This is a genomic window from Mycetohabitans sp. B8 (assembly GCF_021991875.1).
In the GTDB taxonomy this organism is placed as follows: Bacteria; Pseudomonadota; Gammaproteobacteria; order Burkholderiales; family Burkholderiaceae; genus Mycetohabitans.
This window is the reverse complement of sequence record NZ_JAHLKR010000018.1, coordinates 34,951-49,813: the sequence shown is the minus strand read 5'-3', so window position 1 is coordinate 49,813 and position 14,863 is coordinate 34,951. Positions and strand designations below refer to the sequence as shown.

Annotated in this window: 10 protein-coding genes and 1 pseudogene; 4 read left to right on the top strand and 7 right to left on the bottom strand. The window is 61.6% G+C overall.

Annotated elements, in window-relative coordinates; translation table 11 throughout:
• Nucleotides 1-50: 50 nt before the first annotated feature.
• Genes prpF through prpB form a run of 4 tightly spaced genes read right to left on the bottom strand, consistent with a single transcriptional unit; the run spans nt 51 to nt 5,950 of the window.
• Nucleotides 51-1,247, bottom strand: a complete 1,197-nt coding sequence (gene prpF / locus KQH60_RS09570) for a 2-methylaconitate cis-trans isomerase PrpF (protein ID WP_237576242.1) — start codon at nt 1,245-1,247, stop codon at nt 51-53.
• A 10-nt stretch (nt 1,248-1,257) separates the two neighbouring features.
• Nucleotides 1,258-3,855, bottom strand: a complete 2,598-nt coding sequence (gene acnD / locus KQH60_RS09565; RefSeq protein ID WP_237576241.1) for a Fe/S-dependent 2-methylisocitrate dehydratase AcnD — start codon at nt 3,853-3,855, stop codon at nt 1,258-1,260.
• Between the two features lie 5 nt (nt 3,856-3,860).
• Nucleotides 3,861-5,030, bottom strand: coding sequence for a 2-methylcitrate synthase (gene prpC / locus KQH60_RS09560; protein ID WP_237576240.1), 1,170 nt, complete (start codon nt 5,028-5,030; stop codon nt 3,861-3,863).
• Nucleotides 5,031-5,053: 23 nt separating this feature from the next.
• On the bottom strand, nt 5,054-5,950 hold the full coding sequence (gene prpB, locus KQH60_RS09555) for a methylisocitrate lyase (RefSeq protein WP_237576239.1): 897 nt from the start codon (nt 5,948-5,950) through the stop codon (nt 5,054-5,056).
• 246 nt (nt 5,951-6,196) lie between these two features.
• Here prpB and prpR point away from each other — a divergent pair, with 246 nt between their 5' ends.
• A complete protein-coding gene (gene prpR / locus KQH60_RS09550) occupies nt 6,197-8,137 on the top strand; it encodes a propionate catabolism operon regulatory protein PrpR (RefSeq protein WP_237576238.1) in 1,941 nt (646 codons plus the stop codon).
• 25 nt (nt 8,138-8,162) lie between these two features.
• Here prpR and KQH60_RS09545 read toward each other — a convergent pair whose 3' ends face one another.
• Nucleotides 8,163-8,336, bottom strand: coding sequence for a hypothetical protein (locus KQH60_RS09545; protein ID WP_237576237.1), 174 nt, complete (start codon nt 8,334-8,336; stop codon nt 8,163-8,165).
• Nucleotides 8,337-8,467: 131 nt separating this feature from the next.
• On the opposite strand from KQH60_RS09545, the gene KQH60_RS09540 reads away from it, so the two are divergent.
• Nucleotides 8,468-8,977: a GNAT family N-acetyltransferase gene (locus KQH60_RS09540; RefSeq protein WP_237576236.1), complete on the top strand. Its 510-nt coding sequence runs from the start codon at nt 8,468-8,470 to the stop codon at nt 8,975-8,977.
• 366 nt (nt 8,978-9,343) lie between these two features.
• On the opposite strand, the gene KQH60_RS09535 is transcribed toward KQH60_RS09540, so the two are convergent.
• The gene (locus KQH60_RS09535) at nt 9,344-10,744 is read right to left on the bottom strand and encodes an NTP/NDP exchange transporter (protein ID WP_368669332.1); all 1,401 of its coding nucleotides are present in this window, start codon (nt 10,742-10,744) and stop codon (nt 9,344-9,346) included.
• A 610-nt stretch (nt 10,745-11,354) separates the two neighbouring features.
• Nucleotides 11,355-12,293: an NAD-dependent protein deacetylase gene (locus KQH60_RS09530; RefSeq protein WP_237576234.1), complete on the bottom strand. Its 939-nt coding sequence runs from the start codon at nt 12,291-12,293 to the stop codon at nt 11,355-11,357.
• Nucleotides 12,294-12,526: 233 nt separating this feature from the next.
• Here KQH60_RS09530 and KQH60_RS09525 point away from each other — a divergent pair.
• Both KQH60_RS09525 and KQH60_RS09520 read left to right on the top strand, forming a co-directional pair.
• Nucleotides 12,527-12,879, top strand: a pseudogene (locus tag KQH60_RS09525) (2-aminoethylphosphonate ABC transport system ATP-binding subunit PhnT); the annotation flags it as partial.
• 1,014 nt (nt 12,880-13,893) lie between these two features.
• The gene (locus KQH60_RS09520) at nt 13,894-14,736 is read left to right on the top strand and encodes a hypothetical protein (RefSeq protein ID WP_237576233.1); all 843 of its coding nucleotides are present in this window, start codon (nt 13,894-13,896) and stop codon (nt 14,734-14,736) included.
• The last annotated feature ends 127 nt before the right edge of the window (nt 14,737-14,863 follow it).

The following is a 14,863-nucleotide window of genomic DNA, read 5'->3' as shown; positions in this document are numbered from 1 at the left end:
CTAGCATTCAGCGCGGCGCCGGCGCACGAGCCGGATAGGCCCACGCCGCATTAGCGCAGCAGTAGCGTATCGGCCGGCACGCGTACTGAGCCTTGCATGAGCACGCGTGCGCTGCGGCTCATCAACGCCTTAGTCACAATCCATTCGCCGTTGACGCGGCGCGCCTCGGCGCCGACGCGCAGCGTGCCGGACGGGTGCCCGAAGCGCACCACGTGGCGCTCGCCACCGCCTGCCGCGCGGTGGACCAGCGTGCCGGGCACGGCTGCCGCCGCGCCGATCGCGACGGCAGCCGTGCCCATCATCGCGTGATGCAGCTTGCCCATCGACATCGCGCGCACCAGCAGATCGATGTCGGACGCCGCGATCGGCTTGCCATTGGACGCGACGTAGTCGGCCGGCCGGGCCACGAACGCCAGCTTTGGTGTGTGCTGCCGCGTCGCGATCTCGTCAATGGACGAGATAAGCCCCATGCGCAATGCGCCATGGGCACGGACGGTTTCGAGCCTGGCCAACGCGCCGGCGTCACCGTTGATCGCGTCCTGTAACTCCGTGCCGTTGTAGCCGAGCGCCTCGGCCTCGACAAAGATCGTCGGGATGCCGGCATGGATCATCGTTGCTTGCAACATGCCGATACCCGGAACGTCCAGTTCGTCCACGAGGTTGCCGGTCGGAAACATCGAGCCGCCGCCTTCGTCGTCGGAAGAGGGGTCGATGAACTCGAGCGGCACTTCCGCGGCCGGGAAGGTTACGCCATCCAGTTCAAAGTCACCGGTCTCCTGCACCGCGCCGTCTACGATCGGCACATGCGCGATGATGGTCTTGCCAATATTCGCCTGCCAGATCCGTACAGTGGCGATACCGTCGCGCGGGATGTGCGACGCATCGACCAGGCCGTTGCTGATCGCAAACGGTCCGACGGCTGCCGACAGGTTGCCGCAGTTGCCGCTCCAGTCAACGAACGGGCGGTCGATCGCTACCTGCCCGAACAAATAGTCCACATCATGGTCGGGGCGCTCACTGCGGGACAGAATCACGGTCTTGCTGGTGCTCGACGTGGACCCGCCCATGCCGTCGATCTGTTTGCCGTACGGGTCAGGACTGCCGATCACGCGCAGCAGCAGCGCGTCACGCACCGCACCGGGCTGTTGCGCGGCATCGGGTAGGTCCTGCAGCCGGAAGAACACGCCCTTGCTGGTCCCGCCGCGCATGTAGGTGGCAGGGATCTTGATTTGGGATGAGTGAACCATCAGAGTTCCGTCACGCGGCCGCTTTCGCTGATTCGAGAAAGTCCTGCGCAAAACGCTGCAGCACGCCACCTGCTTCGTAGATCGAGACCTCCTCGGCCGTGTCGAGCCGGCAGGTGACCGGGACGTCGATGCGTTCGCCGTCACGGCGATGGATTATCAGCGTGAGCTCGGCGCCCGGCTTACGCTCGCCGATTACGTCGAAGGTTTCGGTGCCGTCGATGCCTAGCGTGATGCGGTTGACGCCGGACTTGAACTCCAGCGGCAGCACGCCCATACCGACCAGATTGGTGCGGTGGATACGCTCGAAGCCTTGTGCGACGATGGCCTCGACGCCGGCCAGCCGCACGCCTTTGGCGGCCCAATCGCGCGACGAGCCTTGCCCGTAGTCCGCGCCGGCAATGACGATCAGCGGTTGCTTACGCGCCATGTAAGTTTCGATGGCCTCCCACATGCGCATGACCTTGCCCTCCGGCTCGACGCGGGCGAGCGAACCCGTCTTAACCGCGCCGTTTTCCAAGACCATCTCGTTTTTCAGCGTCGGGTTTGCGAATGTCGCGCGCTGGGCGGTCAAGTGGTCACCGCGATGGGTTGCGTACGAGTTGAAGTCTTCTTCTGGTAGGCCCATCCTAGCGAGATACTCGCCGGCAGCGCTATCAGCCAGGATCGCGTTGGAGGGCGACAGGTGATCGGTGGTGATATTGTCGCCGAGCACTGCGAGCGGGCGCATGCCGCGCAACGTGCGCTCCCCGGCGAGTGCACCTTCCCAGTATGGCGGACGGCGAATGTAGGTGCTGCGCTCGCGCCAGTCGTACAGCGGGCTGGCCTGCTGGCCAGCGTCAACGCTGAGTGCGAACATCGGTTCGTACACCTGGCGAAAGTGTGCCGGCTTGACGCTGGCCGCAACTAGCGCGTCAATCTCGTCGTCGTCGGGCCAGATGTCGTGCAGCATGACTGGTTGACCATTGCGGTCGAGGCCGAGTACGTCGCGCTCGATATCAAAACGGATCGTACCAGCGATCGCGTACGCCACCACCAGTGGCGGCGAGGCGAGAAACGCCTGCTTCGCATACGGGTGGATCCGTCCGTCGAAGTTCCGGTTGCCGGACAATACTGCGGTCGCATACAAGTTGCGCTCGACAATCTCGTTTTGAATGGCCGGGTCCAGTGCGCCAGACATGCCATTGCACGATGTGCAGGCGTACGCGACGACACCAAAGCCCAATTGCTCCAGTTCCGGCAGCAGTTGTGCGTCCTGCAGGTACAGCGTGACAGCCTTCGAGCCGGGAGCCAGTGAGCTCTTTACCCACGGCTTGCGGGTTAGCCCTCGCCGGTTCGCGTTGCGTGCCAGCAGACCCGCGGCAATCATGTTGCGCGGGTTGTTGGTGTTGGTGCAACTGGTGATGGCCGCGATGATCACCGCGCCGTCAGGCATGCGGCCGCGCGGGTGCTCGACCTTGCCGCTGATGCCGCGTGCGGCTAACTCCGACGTGGGCACGCGCTTGTGCGGATTGGACGGACCAGCGATGTTGCGTACCACGGTTGATAGGTCGAACTCGAGCACACGTTCGTAGTGCACGTGTGCCAGCGTGTCGGCCCAGAGGCCGGCGCGCTTCGCATATTGCTCGACCAGCGCGATCAGTTCGTCGCTGCGACCGGTCAGCCGCAGATACTTGATCGTTTGCTCGTCGATGTAGAACATGGCCGCGGTAGCGCCGAACTCGGGCGCCATGTTCGAGATCGTTGCACGGTCACCGAGTGTCAGGCTGGCCGCGCCCTCGCCATAGAACTCGAGGTAGGCCGACACGACCTTTTCCTGACGCAGGAACTCGGTGAGAGCTAACACAATATCGGTAGCGGTGATGCCGGCTCGGGGCTTGCCGCTCAGCTTCACGCCGACGATATCCGGCAAACGCATCCACGATGCGCGTCCCAGCATCACGCTTTCCGCCTCCAGCCCGCCTACCCCAACGGCGATCACGCCCAACGCATCGACCATCGGCGTGTGCGAATCGGTGCCAACGAGCGTGTCGGGGAAGGCGACGCCATCGTTGACCTGCACGACCGGACTCATGCGCTCCAGGTTGATCTGGTGCAGGATTCCGTTGCCGGGCGGGATGACGTCGACGTTGCGAAACGCCTTCTTAATCCAGTTGATGAAGTCGAAGCGGTCTTCGTTGCGACGATCTTCGATCGCACGGTTTTTCTCGAACGCGTCCTTGTCATTGCCACCGCATTCGACCGCCAGTGAATGGTCGACCACCAACTGGGTCGGCACGGCCGGATTGACCCGTGACGGATCGCCACCACGCGCAGCGATTGCGTCGCGCAGCCCAGCGAGATCGACGAACGCGGTCTGGCCCAGGATGTCATGGCAGACGACACGCGCCGGGTACCAGGGAAAATCCACTTCGCGCTTGCGCTCGATAAGCTGCGATAGAGACGCGTCAAGCATGGCCGGATCGCACCGGCGCACCAGGTTTTCGGCCAATACCCGCGACGTATACGGCAGGCCGTCGTAGGCGCCCGGCGCTAGCGCGTTGACGGCGGCGCGCGCGTCGAAAAAGTCCAGGTCGGTGCCGGGCAGTGGTTTTCTGTAAGCGGTATTCATCGACATCAGGTCCGTTTCTCGAGCGGCACGAACGGCAGGTTTTCCGGGCCGGTATAGTTGGCGCTCGGACGGATGATCTTATTGTCCACGCGCTGCTCGATGATGTGCGCGGCCCAGCCGGACGTGCGCGCGATCACGAACAGCGGCGTGAACATTGCAGTGGGTACGCCCATCATGTGATACGACACCGCGCTAAACCAATCCAGGTTCGGAAACATTTTCTTGATGTCCCACATCACGGTCTCCAGGCGCTCGGCAATGTCGAACAGCTTGGTGTTGGACGCGTCCTTCGATAGTTTCCTGGCGACTTCCTTGATCACCTTGTTGCGCGGATCGGAGATCGTGTAGACGGGGTGGCCGAAGCCGATCACCACTTCCTTGTTCTCGACGCGGCGGCGGATGTCCGCTTCGGCTTCGTCGGGGGTGGAATAGCGCGCTTGGATCTCGAATGCGACTTCGTTTGCGCCGCCGTGTTTCGGGCCACGCAGCGCGCCGATCGCCCCGGTGATCGCCGAGTAAATGTCTGAGCCCGTGCCGGCGATCACGCGGCTGGTAAATGTCGATGCGTTGAACTCATGCTCGGCGTATAGGTTCAGCGACACGTGCATCGCGTTGACCCATGAGCGCGTCGGCGCCTTGCCGTGCAACAGGTGCAGGAAATGACCGCCGATCGAGTCGTCATCCGTTTCGACGTCGATGCGCTTGCCGTTGTGCGAATAGTGGTACCAGTACAGCAGGATCGAGCCAAGCGAGGCCATCAGCCGGTCCGCGATGTCTCGCGCGCCGGGCAGAGCGTGATCGTCCTTTTCGGGCAGCACGGTACCGAGCACGGATACACCCGAGCGCATGACGTCCATCGGATGAGCCGACGCCGGGATGGATTCGAGCACTGCCTTGACGGTGACTGGCAGCCCGCGCAGTGCGTTGAGCTTGACCTTGTAGGCGGCCAGCTCGGACACGGTCGGCAGTTTGCCGTGCACCAGTAGGTAGGCGACTTCCTCGAACTCGCATGCGCCGGCCAACTCCAGGATATCGTAGCCCCGATAATGCAAGTCATTGCCGGTGCGCCCGACCGTGCACAGTGCGGTATTGCCGGCGGTCACGCCGGACAGCGCGACCGATTTCTTGGGCTTGAAGGCACCCGTTGCCGGCGCGTTGTTGTCTGCTTCGCTCATGGTTTCGTCTCCGGACGTAAGCGTTACCTGCTGGCGGCGAACAGCGCATCGAGCTTCTGCTCGTATGCATGATAGCCCAGGTAGTGATACAGATCGGCGCGCGTCTGCATGGTTGGGACAGCGGCCTTCTGCGTGCCGTCGCGCAGCACGGTTTGATAGAAGTTCAACGCCGCTGCATTCATCGCTCGATAGGCGCCGCAGCAGTACAGCGCGATATCCACGTTGGCTTCGCGCAGTTCGTCAATGGTGAACAGCGGGGTCGAGCCGAACTCGGTCAGGTTGGCCAGGATCGGTACCTTGACCGCGGCCTTGAAGCGACGGTAGTCATCCAGCGTGCGCATTGCCTCGGGAAAGATCATGTCGGCCCCGGCTTCGACATAGGCGAGCGCTCGCTCGATCGCGGCGTCCAGGCCCTGGGCAGCGGCGGCATCGGTGCGCGCCATGATCACGAACTGCTCGTCGGTACGCGCGTCAACTGCCGCCTTCACGCGGTCGACCATTTCGTTGATCGGCACACATTCCTTGCCTGGCCGGTGACCGCAGCGTTTCTGGCCGACCTGGTCCTCGATGTGCACGGCCGCCACCCCCGCCTTGATGAACGAGCGGATGGTGCGCGCAATGTTAAACGCGCCGCCCCAGCCGGTATCGATGTCAACCAGCAGCGGCAGCGAGGTGGCATCGGTGATGCGGCGTGCATCGATCAGCACGTCTTCCATCGTGCTGATACCCAGGTCTGGCAAGCCGAGTGAATTCGCCGCGACGCCGCCGCCGGACAGGTAGACGGCCTTGAAGCCGACGGCCTCGGCCATCTTCGCTGCATAGGCCGTGATCGCGCCGACCACTTGTAGCGGTTGGGCTTGGGCAACGGCGGCGCGGAACTGGGCACCCGCGCTGGCGGGTTGGGATTGAGGTGTGTTCATTTGTCGCTCCAATAATCCAATAAAACAGCGGCGTTTAAGCAAGCTCCAGGCCAATAAATAATGGAAGCGTCAAAGCCTTGATTTTCCGGGCCTCAGTGACTCGGGCATCGGTGCGCGCATTTCAATTTCGAAAACTAATATTTCGTTTTTGAAATGCGGCGCGCATAATGCGGCTATTGTCAATCGAGGTATTCAGTTTTGACCGTCGTACAACCGGACGCAGCTGCCCGCCCGCGGATGTGGGCCATGGGAATGAGTCGATTGCGAGGCTTGTTCCTGGACATTGCCCGCGAGTATGACGGGCGTGCACAACTGCGTGTAGTCTCGCGTGGTTTCGAAGACGCGGTGCATGAGATCAATGTGGCCGGCGCGATGCGTCCGGACGTGGTGGTGGCTGGCGGATCGAACGGCGCGTATCTGAAAGGGCGCGTGAACGTGCCGGTCGTGCTGATCAATCCCACCGGTTTCGACGTGATGCAGGCGCTCGCGCAGGCACGGCGCGACGCGGCATTGGTTGCGCTGGTCACGCACGGCGATATTCCTGACGAGCTCCGGCAGTTCACGCACGCCTACGGCGTCGATGTGGTCCTCGGCTCGTATCGATCGGTGCAGGATGCGCAGGCCTGCGTGCAGGACTTGCGTGAGCGTGGCGTTGGCGCGGTGGTCGGACCCGGCCTGGTCGCGGATCTTGCCACCCGTGCCGGCATGCACGCGGTATTTTTATACTCCCGCGCCTGCGTGCGCGCCGCGTTCGATACCGCGCTAGAAGTCGCACAGGCCACGCGGGCCGAAGCGCTGCGCCGCGCCCGACTGGACAATCTGCTGCAACACCTGCGCGACGGGGTGGTGGCGCTCGACGCCGAAGGACGCGTCGAGGCGATGAACCAACGGTTGTCCGACGCGCTCGGTATCGGCGCCACGCAGGCGGCGGGACGCCCGCTGCTGGATCTGGCGCCGTACCTGGCCGACTCACTGCCCGACACCGACGCCAACGGCGATACGCTCAGCGTGATCCGCGGCGTGAGCTATGTCGTGCATCGCGGCCCGCTTGCCGGCTCCGGGGGCGAGCAGGGCGGCACCGTGCTGACGTTTCAGGAGTCGCGCGCGGTCGAGCGGCTGGATCGCACGTTGCGGTCACGGCCGCGTGCGCAGCAATTTACCGCCCGCTATCATCTGGATGACCTGATCGGCGAATGCGCGCCGATCGAGCGCGTGCGCGCGCTGGTGCGTCGCTATGCGCGATCGGACGCGACCGTGCTCGTGCTCGGCGAAAGTGGCACCGGCAAGGAGATGGTCGCACAGAGCATCCATCGCTTGAGCACGCGGCGCGATTTTGCGTTCGTGGCTATCAATTGCGGTGCCTTCCCGGAAGCGCTGCTCGAAAGCGAACTGTTCGGCTACGAGGAAGGCGCCTTCACCGGCGCGCGCAAGGGGGGCAAGGTGGGCCTGATTGAAGCCGCGCATCGTGGCACCTTGTTCCTGGACGAGATCGGCGAGATGCCGCTGCCGCTGCAAAGCCGTTTGCTGCGGGTGCTCCAGGAGCGTGAAGTGGTGCGGCTCGGCTCGACTGAGCCGGTGCGCGTTGATATTCGCGTGATCGCCGCCACGCACCGTGCGTTGACCGACGGCATCGAGGCGGGCACCTTCCGCGCCGATCTGTATTACCGGCTCAATATCCTGAGCATCGCGCTGCCGTCGTTACGTGAGCGTGCCGGCGACATCATGCCGCTCGCCGCTGAACTGCTGCTGCAGGCGGCGCGGCGTGAGCCGCGCCTGGCTTCGCGCGTGCCGGATGCTGGCGTGGCGGCCCGGATGCTGGCGCCGGTGGACGCGCCGCTGTGCGCGTACCGGTGGCCCGGCAACGTGCGCGAGTTGCAGAACGTCATCGAGCGGATCGCGGTCGAGTTGGCCGATACCGAAGCCGAAGCCGAAGCCGAAGCCGAAGCCGAAGCCGGCGACGATGTCGCACTGACCGTGACCGTGCTGCGCACGATTGCGCCCGAGTTGTTTGACACGCTAGCTGGTACGGTCGTGCCGACCTCGACGCTGCGCGAACGGAGCCGCCACGTCGAGGCGGACGCGATCCGTGCCGCATTGGTGGCCCATAACGGCGATCGCGATGCAGCATGCAACGCTTTGGGCATCAGCAAGACGACACTGTGGCGTAAGCTCCATGCCGCGCGATAATGTGCCGTCTGCGCGGCACGCGGGCTCAGCAGGTGCCGGTGTCGGGCTTGACATGCGTGCGCCGCGGCGAGTTCCATCTGTACATGCCGTGTTCCCTGCGGGCACTGACGTGTTCGGCCGCAATATGCTCGCGCGGCAGGCCGATCCCGTCCTTGTCCTTTCCGAGCGCAGGCATTAGAGGCGACGCGGTGTCAGCCATCGAGCATTGCGGCGCTGTTTGCGCGCCTGAACACGCGTGGCGGTCCGTCGCCGGCTGCGGCTCGCGGGATTTGGCGCAGACCGACGGGCGGTATAGGATGCTGCTGTGATGGTTTATGTAGGCGCTTGCCGATGATTCGTCTTGCTGTCCCAGCGGATTTTCCCGTGCTGTTATCAATCGAGTGCCGCGCCGGCGAGCGTCTGCACGGACATGTCGCGTACTCGGTGTTTGCCGCGCATGGATTGACGCAAGATGAGCTTGCCGACGGGGTGCGGCAACGGAGGCTATGGGTGGTGGAGCACAACGACCGGACTGTGATCGGATACTTACTTGGCGGTGAGCTCGATGATGGGTTTCATATCCGGCAGATGGACGTCGACCCTGCCTACGGCCGTCGGGGCCATGGCCGCGCATTGCTGCGGCATGCGTGCACGGCCGGGCGCATCGGGGGCTACCGGCAAGCGCTGCTGACGACATTGCGAGACGTGCGCTGGAATGCACCGTTCTACCGCAGCGAGGGTTTCGCCGAGTTGCCGGCCGCACTGCAAGGCAAGCAGATGCGTGCGGTGCTCGCGCATGAACAGGCGCTGGGATTCCCGATGGCTCTGCGCGTCGCGATGGTCAAGCCGCTGGGCGACTGACCGTTGCGCGGATCGATGCACCTGTGATTTGTTCATTCTACGGCGGTGCCGCACGACGCGTGCACGTGTCATGGCGATGGAAACCGGGACAGCTCATGCTGCAGCGTTAGCGGACGCGGCGCACGAAGCCACAATAAAATAACCGCAGTTGCATTTTCAGCAAAGACAATATGATCGTGAGCTTTGGACGGGGGTTCTGCCAGATCATCGCCGGGTGACACAAGCGCGTGCGGTGGCGGACAGCGGCCAGCACGCTAAACGGTTGCCCTGTATTGTCCCGCGCCAAGCATTTTGCCTGACAATGCGGCGACTTACCGATGTCGCCTGGCCCGACGCCATACAGAGTCTGCGTGAGCCAAACTCACTTCAGTCTCGGGTGCGCCACGATGAAGAATCGGGATTGGACTGTGCCGCTGCCAGTCTCCTATGTTGGCGTCCTAACCGCATTCCATTGAACAGCCAGAACACCGACAATGGCACCATCGCAAAAGAAATCACGCTTATGGATAGACCTAGCCCTCCCATGCCGGCATAGGCCCAAGCGCCCAATTGGTCGCCTAAGCGATGAGCTACCGTATCAATAAAACCCTTATTTTTATATCTCGTTTTTTTATCCATAACCATAAAAAGGGTTTCCTGAACGGGTTGGGTAAGCGAGAAATTAATAACGCGAAAAATCACTCTAAAGACCATTAGTATGGTGATTGTCGGTTTCCATGCAAGAACGCCGAAACCTATGACACTTGTTGCTGGGATGATCGCGAGAATTATGGGACTCCCAAGATAACGAATGATGCGACCAGCAAAAAATAATTGTATGATGAGTGTCAAAGCGTTGGAAGCAAGGTCGATCGATGCAAAAAGTTTAATACGGGCTTCAGGGCTAAAATCTAGGTCGTGTACTAATTGAGTTTGATGAAAATACAACGCTGTTGATGTTACCGACGAGAGGACGACATAGATACATAGGCCCGCCACGTAGGGAGATCGTAGGGCCGGAGCGGCATGAAGCAGGGTTGCCACGCTGTTCAGAATAGGATTGCCGCCACGTTGGTTCCCACTCGCGATATTGTCAACACGCTTCTCCTTGATATGACAGGCTATCTTGCTGCACTGCTGATGCGATTCCGTCGGCGTTGATATAAGGCGTGGCGTACTGCGAACCACTAATTCGAGCAAAAATGCTGCAATTAACAATGTCCAGCCTGGACTAAGCAGACCTGACAGTGCAGTACTCAAACCGGATCCCGCTAGCGCGCCCAAATTCGCGCCGGCCGACACCATACCAAAAAGACGCGCGCCTTGCTCTTCACTGAATTTGTCGATAATGACCATCCAATACATGGTCATCGCAAATACACTATAGGCAGAAACCCAGACAAAAAACAACTTTCCTATCCAAAAGTCTTGTAGGTTGAATTGTATCCAGTTTGCAAAGATAAAAAGAACTGCAATGCATATCCGATAGCTAATCGAGACTGCGCGTTGCAATGAAAATCGACTTAATAAAATGGAAAATAAATATGAAATGAGCAGCATGCACAACAATGTGGCGCTGAATAGCCAAGTCAAATTTTGCACGCCGTTCATGGCAGCCATCGTGTCACGGATAGGCCGGATTAGGTAATAAGAAAACGATAGAAAGAAGAGACCTAACGCGCTCCAAAGTAACGGTCGGGCCTCTTCGGGACGTACTTTAAGTCGCGTGCGCAACTGCTCACGACCGGTGCTTATCCTATGCAGCAATTTGAAGTAATCGTGTCGCACCGCTGTCCTTATCCTCTTTATGCAAATATTACACTGCGACAATGTCGATTTTCTTCTAACAGCAGCGCACTATTTTTAATTATGGGTTCCGTACGTTATAAGAATTATGTGGCGGCCGTTCTGGTAAACGATTTGGCGTATTATGGAATGGAACGGTTCAAACAGCCTTTTCTACGTTGGTAAAAGAGCGTGAGCGCTACAGCAGCCATGCATTACACAATGTTTGCCTAGATGCTGCGCAAGTGCGCGCTATCTCTATGCAGCGAGCGCTGTCAGTGGTGTACTAGCCGATCAGCGACGTCATTCTCCTATCGGATAACGGGAACGCGAGTTCCTGCTTTACTGAAGTTCGTACGGCATCTTCGACGGTGCAATACGATCACATCGCCAGTTTGTACACACGTCGCGCCCCGTCACCAGTGTGGCCCGATGGCAGCGAACGGGGGCGGCGCAGCCGAGCCGTGGGTCGGAGACGCGGCGACAGGGGAATCAACGGCGCGGTATGTCGCGCGCGATCAACGCCAGCGGCGAGCGGTACCGTGAATCTGGCGCTCGCATATAGGGTCATCAAATGTGCAAGATGTCGCGAATGGGTGAAAGAGCCGGCAGATTACGACGGCTTGCGCGGGTTGGCGAGCCGCAGGGCGGCTAGCACTGATGGCAGCGCCTGGTCGCATGGCATTGTGACCTTCAGCGCGAGCAGCGGATCGGCGCGCGTGTGCCCGAGGTTGATCGCGGCAATCGGCTTGCCGGCCCGCGCCGCTTGCACGCAGAAGCGATAGCCTGAGTAGACCATTAGTGACGAGCCGGCGACAAGCATTGCATCGGCGTGCGCGAGCGCAGCCTGCGCCGCGGCGACACGCTCGCTTGGCACGCCCTCGCCGAAGAACACCACGTCCGGCTTCAGCATGCCCTGGCAATGGTCACACACCGGCACCCGGATCGTATCGAAGTCGATCGACTCGAGATGGGCATCGCCATCGGGCGCCGCGTTGGCCGTTAGCGTTTGCAGCACTGGATTGTCCGCTTCGAGTCGCTGCTGGATGGCCGCACGCGCATGCACGCGGCCGCAACTCACGCAGACGGCGCGGCTAATGTTGCCGTGAAGCTCGATTGTGTCGGTTTGCCCGGCGCGATGATGTAGGCCGTCAACGTTCTGCGTGACCAGCCGCTCGACGCGACCCAGCGCCTCGAGTCGCGCCAGCGCATGGTGCGCGGCGCTTGGCTCGGCCTGGGCCAGCACTTTCCAGCCGAGTGCGCTGCGAGCCCAGTAGCGGCGACGTGCCGTCGGGGAGCGAAGGAACTCTTGCAGCAGAATGGGCGCACGGCCCTTGCGCTCGCCGTTCGCATCGCGATAGTCGGGGATGCCCGAGGCAGTGCTGATGCCGGCACCCGTCAGCACGAATAGGCGAGGATGCGCCAGCACGAAGTCGGCCAGCGCGCACAGGCCCGTTTGCGCATCGCCCAACTCGGCCGGCGTGTGCTCCGGCCGAACCGGATCGACACCGTTGCGGCATTCGGCCGGACCTTCGGATGTGAACGTTTTCATCTTGCTAACAAAGCAGTGGAGTATGACGGCAACCGTGCGCGGCATCGGCGGCGGCCCGATAGGCCCTCTGACCCATCCTACGGGGTTTGCGCACGGTTGCGGCGTCGCGTGCGACGACGCAACCGCCCATAAACCCTCGACCATTACGCAGGACTGATCTCATGCTAGCGACGCAGCGGCACCAGCATAGCCTCGACGCGCTTTCGTAGCGCGGCGCACTGTCGGTTGCGCAACACCAGCGTAGCATGGAAATGTTGCTCCAGAGCTACCCACTTCTTGCATACTTAACAGCGTTTGAAAATGTCACGTTCGGCTGCGGGCGTGGCGTGTTGAACGTGAAGATCGCGCGGCGCGTGGCCGATGCGCTCAAGCTCGTCCAGTTGCTCGACGCAGGCCCAGGCCATGTGATGCTGCTGGACGAACCGCTGTCCGCGCTTGATGCTGATCTGCGCGCGTCAGTGCGCTCAGCACTCAAGGCGCTGCATGAGCGATTGCCAAACCTGGCCATCCTGTGCGTGACGCCTGTCACGATGACGCGTTGGTGCTGTCCGACCGCACGCTGCTAATGCGCGACGGACGCATTGCGTAACTGGGCACCCGATGCGCGAGCGTGTCGCGTGCCTATAGCCCGAGCAACGATGCATCGGCGCGTGTGTCCCTGTTTGTTACGGGGCTGCCGATGTTGCCCTGGTCCAGCCGTAGTGCCTTGCACAACTGAACCCGTTCGCCGCCGATGCACTGCAATTGCGGCGCTGGGAAGACCGGGCCAAGCTAGCCTGCCTGCCTATACCTGGTCTGGAACACTACCTGGCGATCATAGCGCGCTTATGCGCTATAGTGCTACCGCGCGCACTCGTCGCACTGGAGCATCGGTCTTTTTAGATCGCTTATCCGACGCTATACGGTCTGCGCTCCTCCGATTGTGCCAGGCTCGCAGCCCGATGCAGAGCTGCATTTTTATGGCGAGGACACAATGACACGACAGACAAGTCGATTGCTTTCGAAGCTGGGCGCCGGCATGATTTTGGCCGTAACCGCGGGGTGCGGCGACACGACAGGCAGCGACGTGGGCGCGTCGGCCGAGCATCGTACAGGCGAGGCGCCATTTACCGCACCGCGCGTCGCCGCTTCCCTGCGGTATGAACGCGCAGAACACGGCGGGATTGACGAGCGTGACAGACCAGATGAAACGGAGCTAGATGAGGGTGCCACGCCTGCGCGCGCTATGCCGGCTGCGCCTGGCGACGGCAATCCGCACAAGCTGTCGCACACGGACACCACACACTTGCAGGGGGGGGAGGACACCGAGACGTTGCATGGCTGGACAGACGCTGTTCATTCGAGAACAAGTCCTCCGATGCCAGTAAAGCGTCCATCCGACGAATACAAACGTAGGTTGCTGCGGAGCAGGGCGCCGTCGCTGTCTGCTTTCCATGGGCTCCACTCCGACACCACGAGTGAGCATTCCCACCCCGACGCAAGTACCGTCAGCCGCGGCATGCCGTCAATAGGCTTTCTGGGACACACGCCCCGCCGCTCCCGGACCAGTTTGACTATTAGCCCGACCACGCGATCGGCTAGCGAGCAAAGTGCCGACATATTGAATGTATTGCCCCATTTCTTTAACGATACGAATTTCAATCCGCTTGATGCTTTCGGCTCCACGCACGGCGACGCAGTGGCCATTTTGGAGGAACGGCCGGCGGCGCCGTTGAGTGCCCGGCTCAGGACGTGGATGCGGGAGATCCATGCCGATTTTGCCGACTGTCATACCATGCCTTGCCCTCATCGAGGATCGCCGCAGCCGTGGACGACGCTGTTCAATGTCGACGCACGAATGAAACAGGACAAGAAGCAAGCATCCGTGCGTGCGGAGCTTGAACGCCGGGTGCAAGCTCAGCGGGCGGTGCCTGTAACGCCCGATGCGTTCGATCAGCTTGCTCATCGCGATAAACTGTGGGTCGCGCTGCGTATCGCCGATGCCGAGGGTGCGAACGACGACGATCTGTTCGCTTGGTCAGTGGCGTCCGTCCTGTTTCCGTGCGAAGCGCTTCGCGAGCGCCAGCATCGCATGTTTGTGCAATGGATGCTCCGGATGTTCGACTTGCGCCTGGATCTGGCCGCTTTGGGCGAGCGCGGCGCCCAGCCGGGCGAGCTCGATGCATTTGTCCGGGCGGCGGCCCGTGACGGCGATCGGCAAGACCGCCTCGAGCAGCTGGAGCGGGCGTTGCACGCACTGGCCGTCTACGAGATCGTCCCGAGAATGCGCAGCATTCTGGAGCCCACGAGCGCACACTTGTATGAGGTGGCGCAGACCACCTTTCGCGTGGTCGAAGCACTCGAGCGACTGGCTGCCGAAGTGGTGCCTACGGCGGTACAGCAAGGTTCGGACGACACGGATTACGCGGATCGTTTCAATCAATTATTGTCCGGAGCGATATAGACATTCACTGCGCCGCGGCTTAAGAGCAGAGCGTTCGGCACCTATAATGGGGGCACCGTTGTTCCGTGTGTGCCGCTTCCTTGGCTCGTTGGCGGCGGCCGTAGCGGACACAAAAACGACGGGCGGA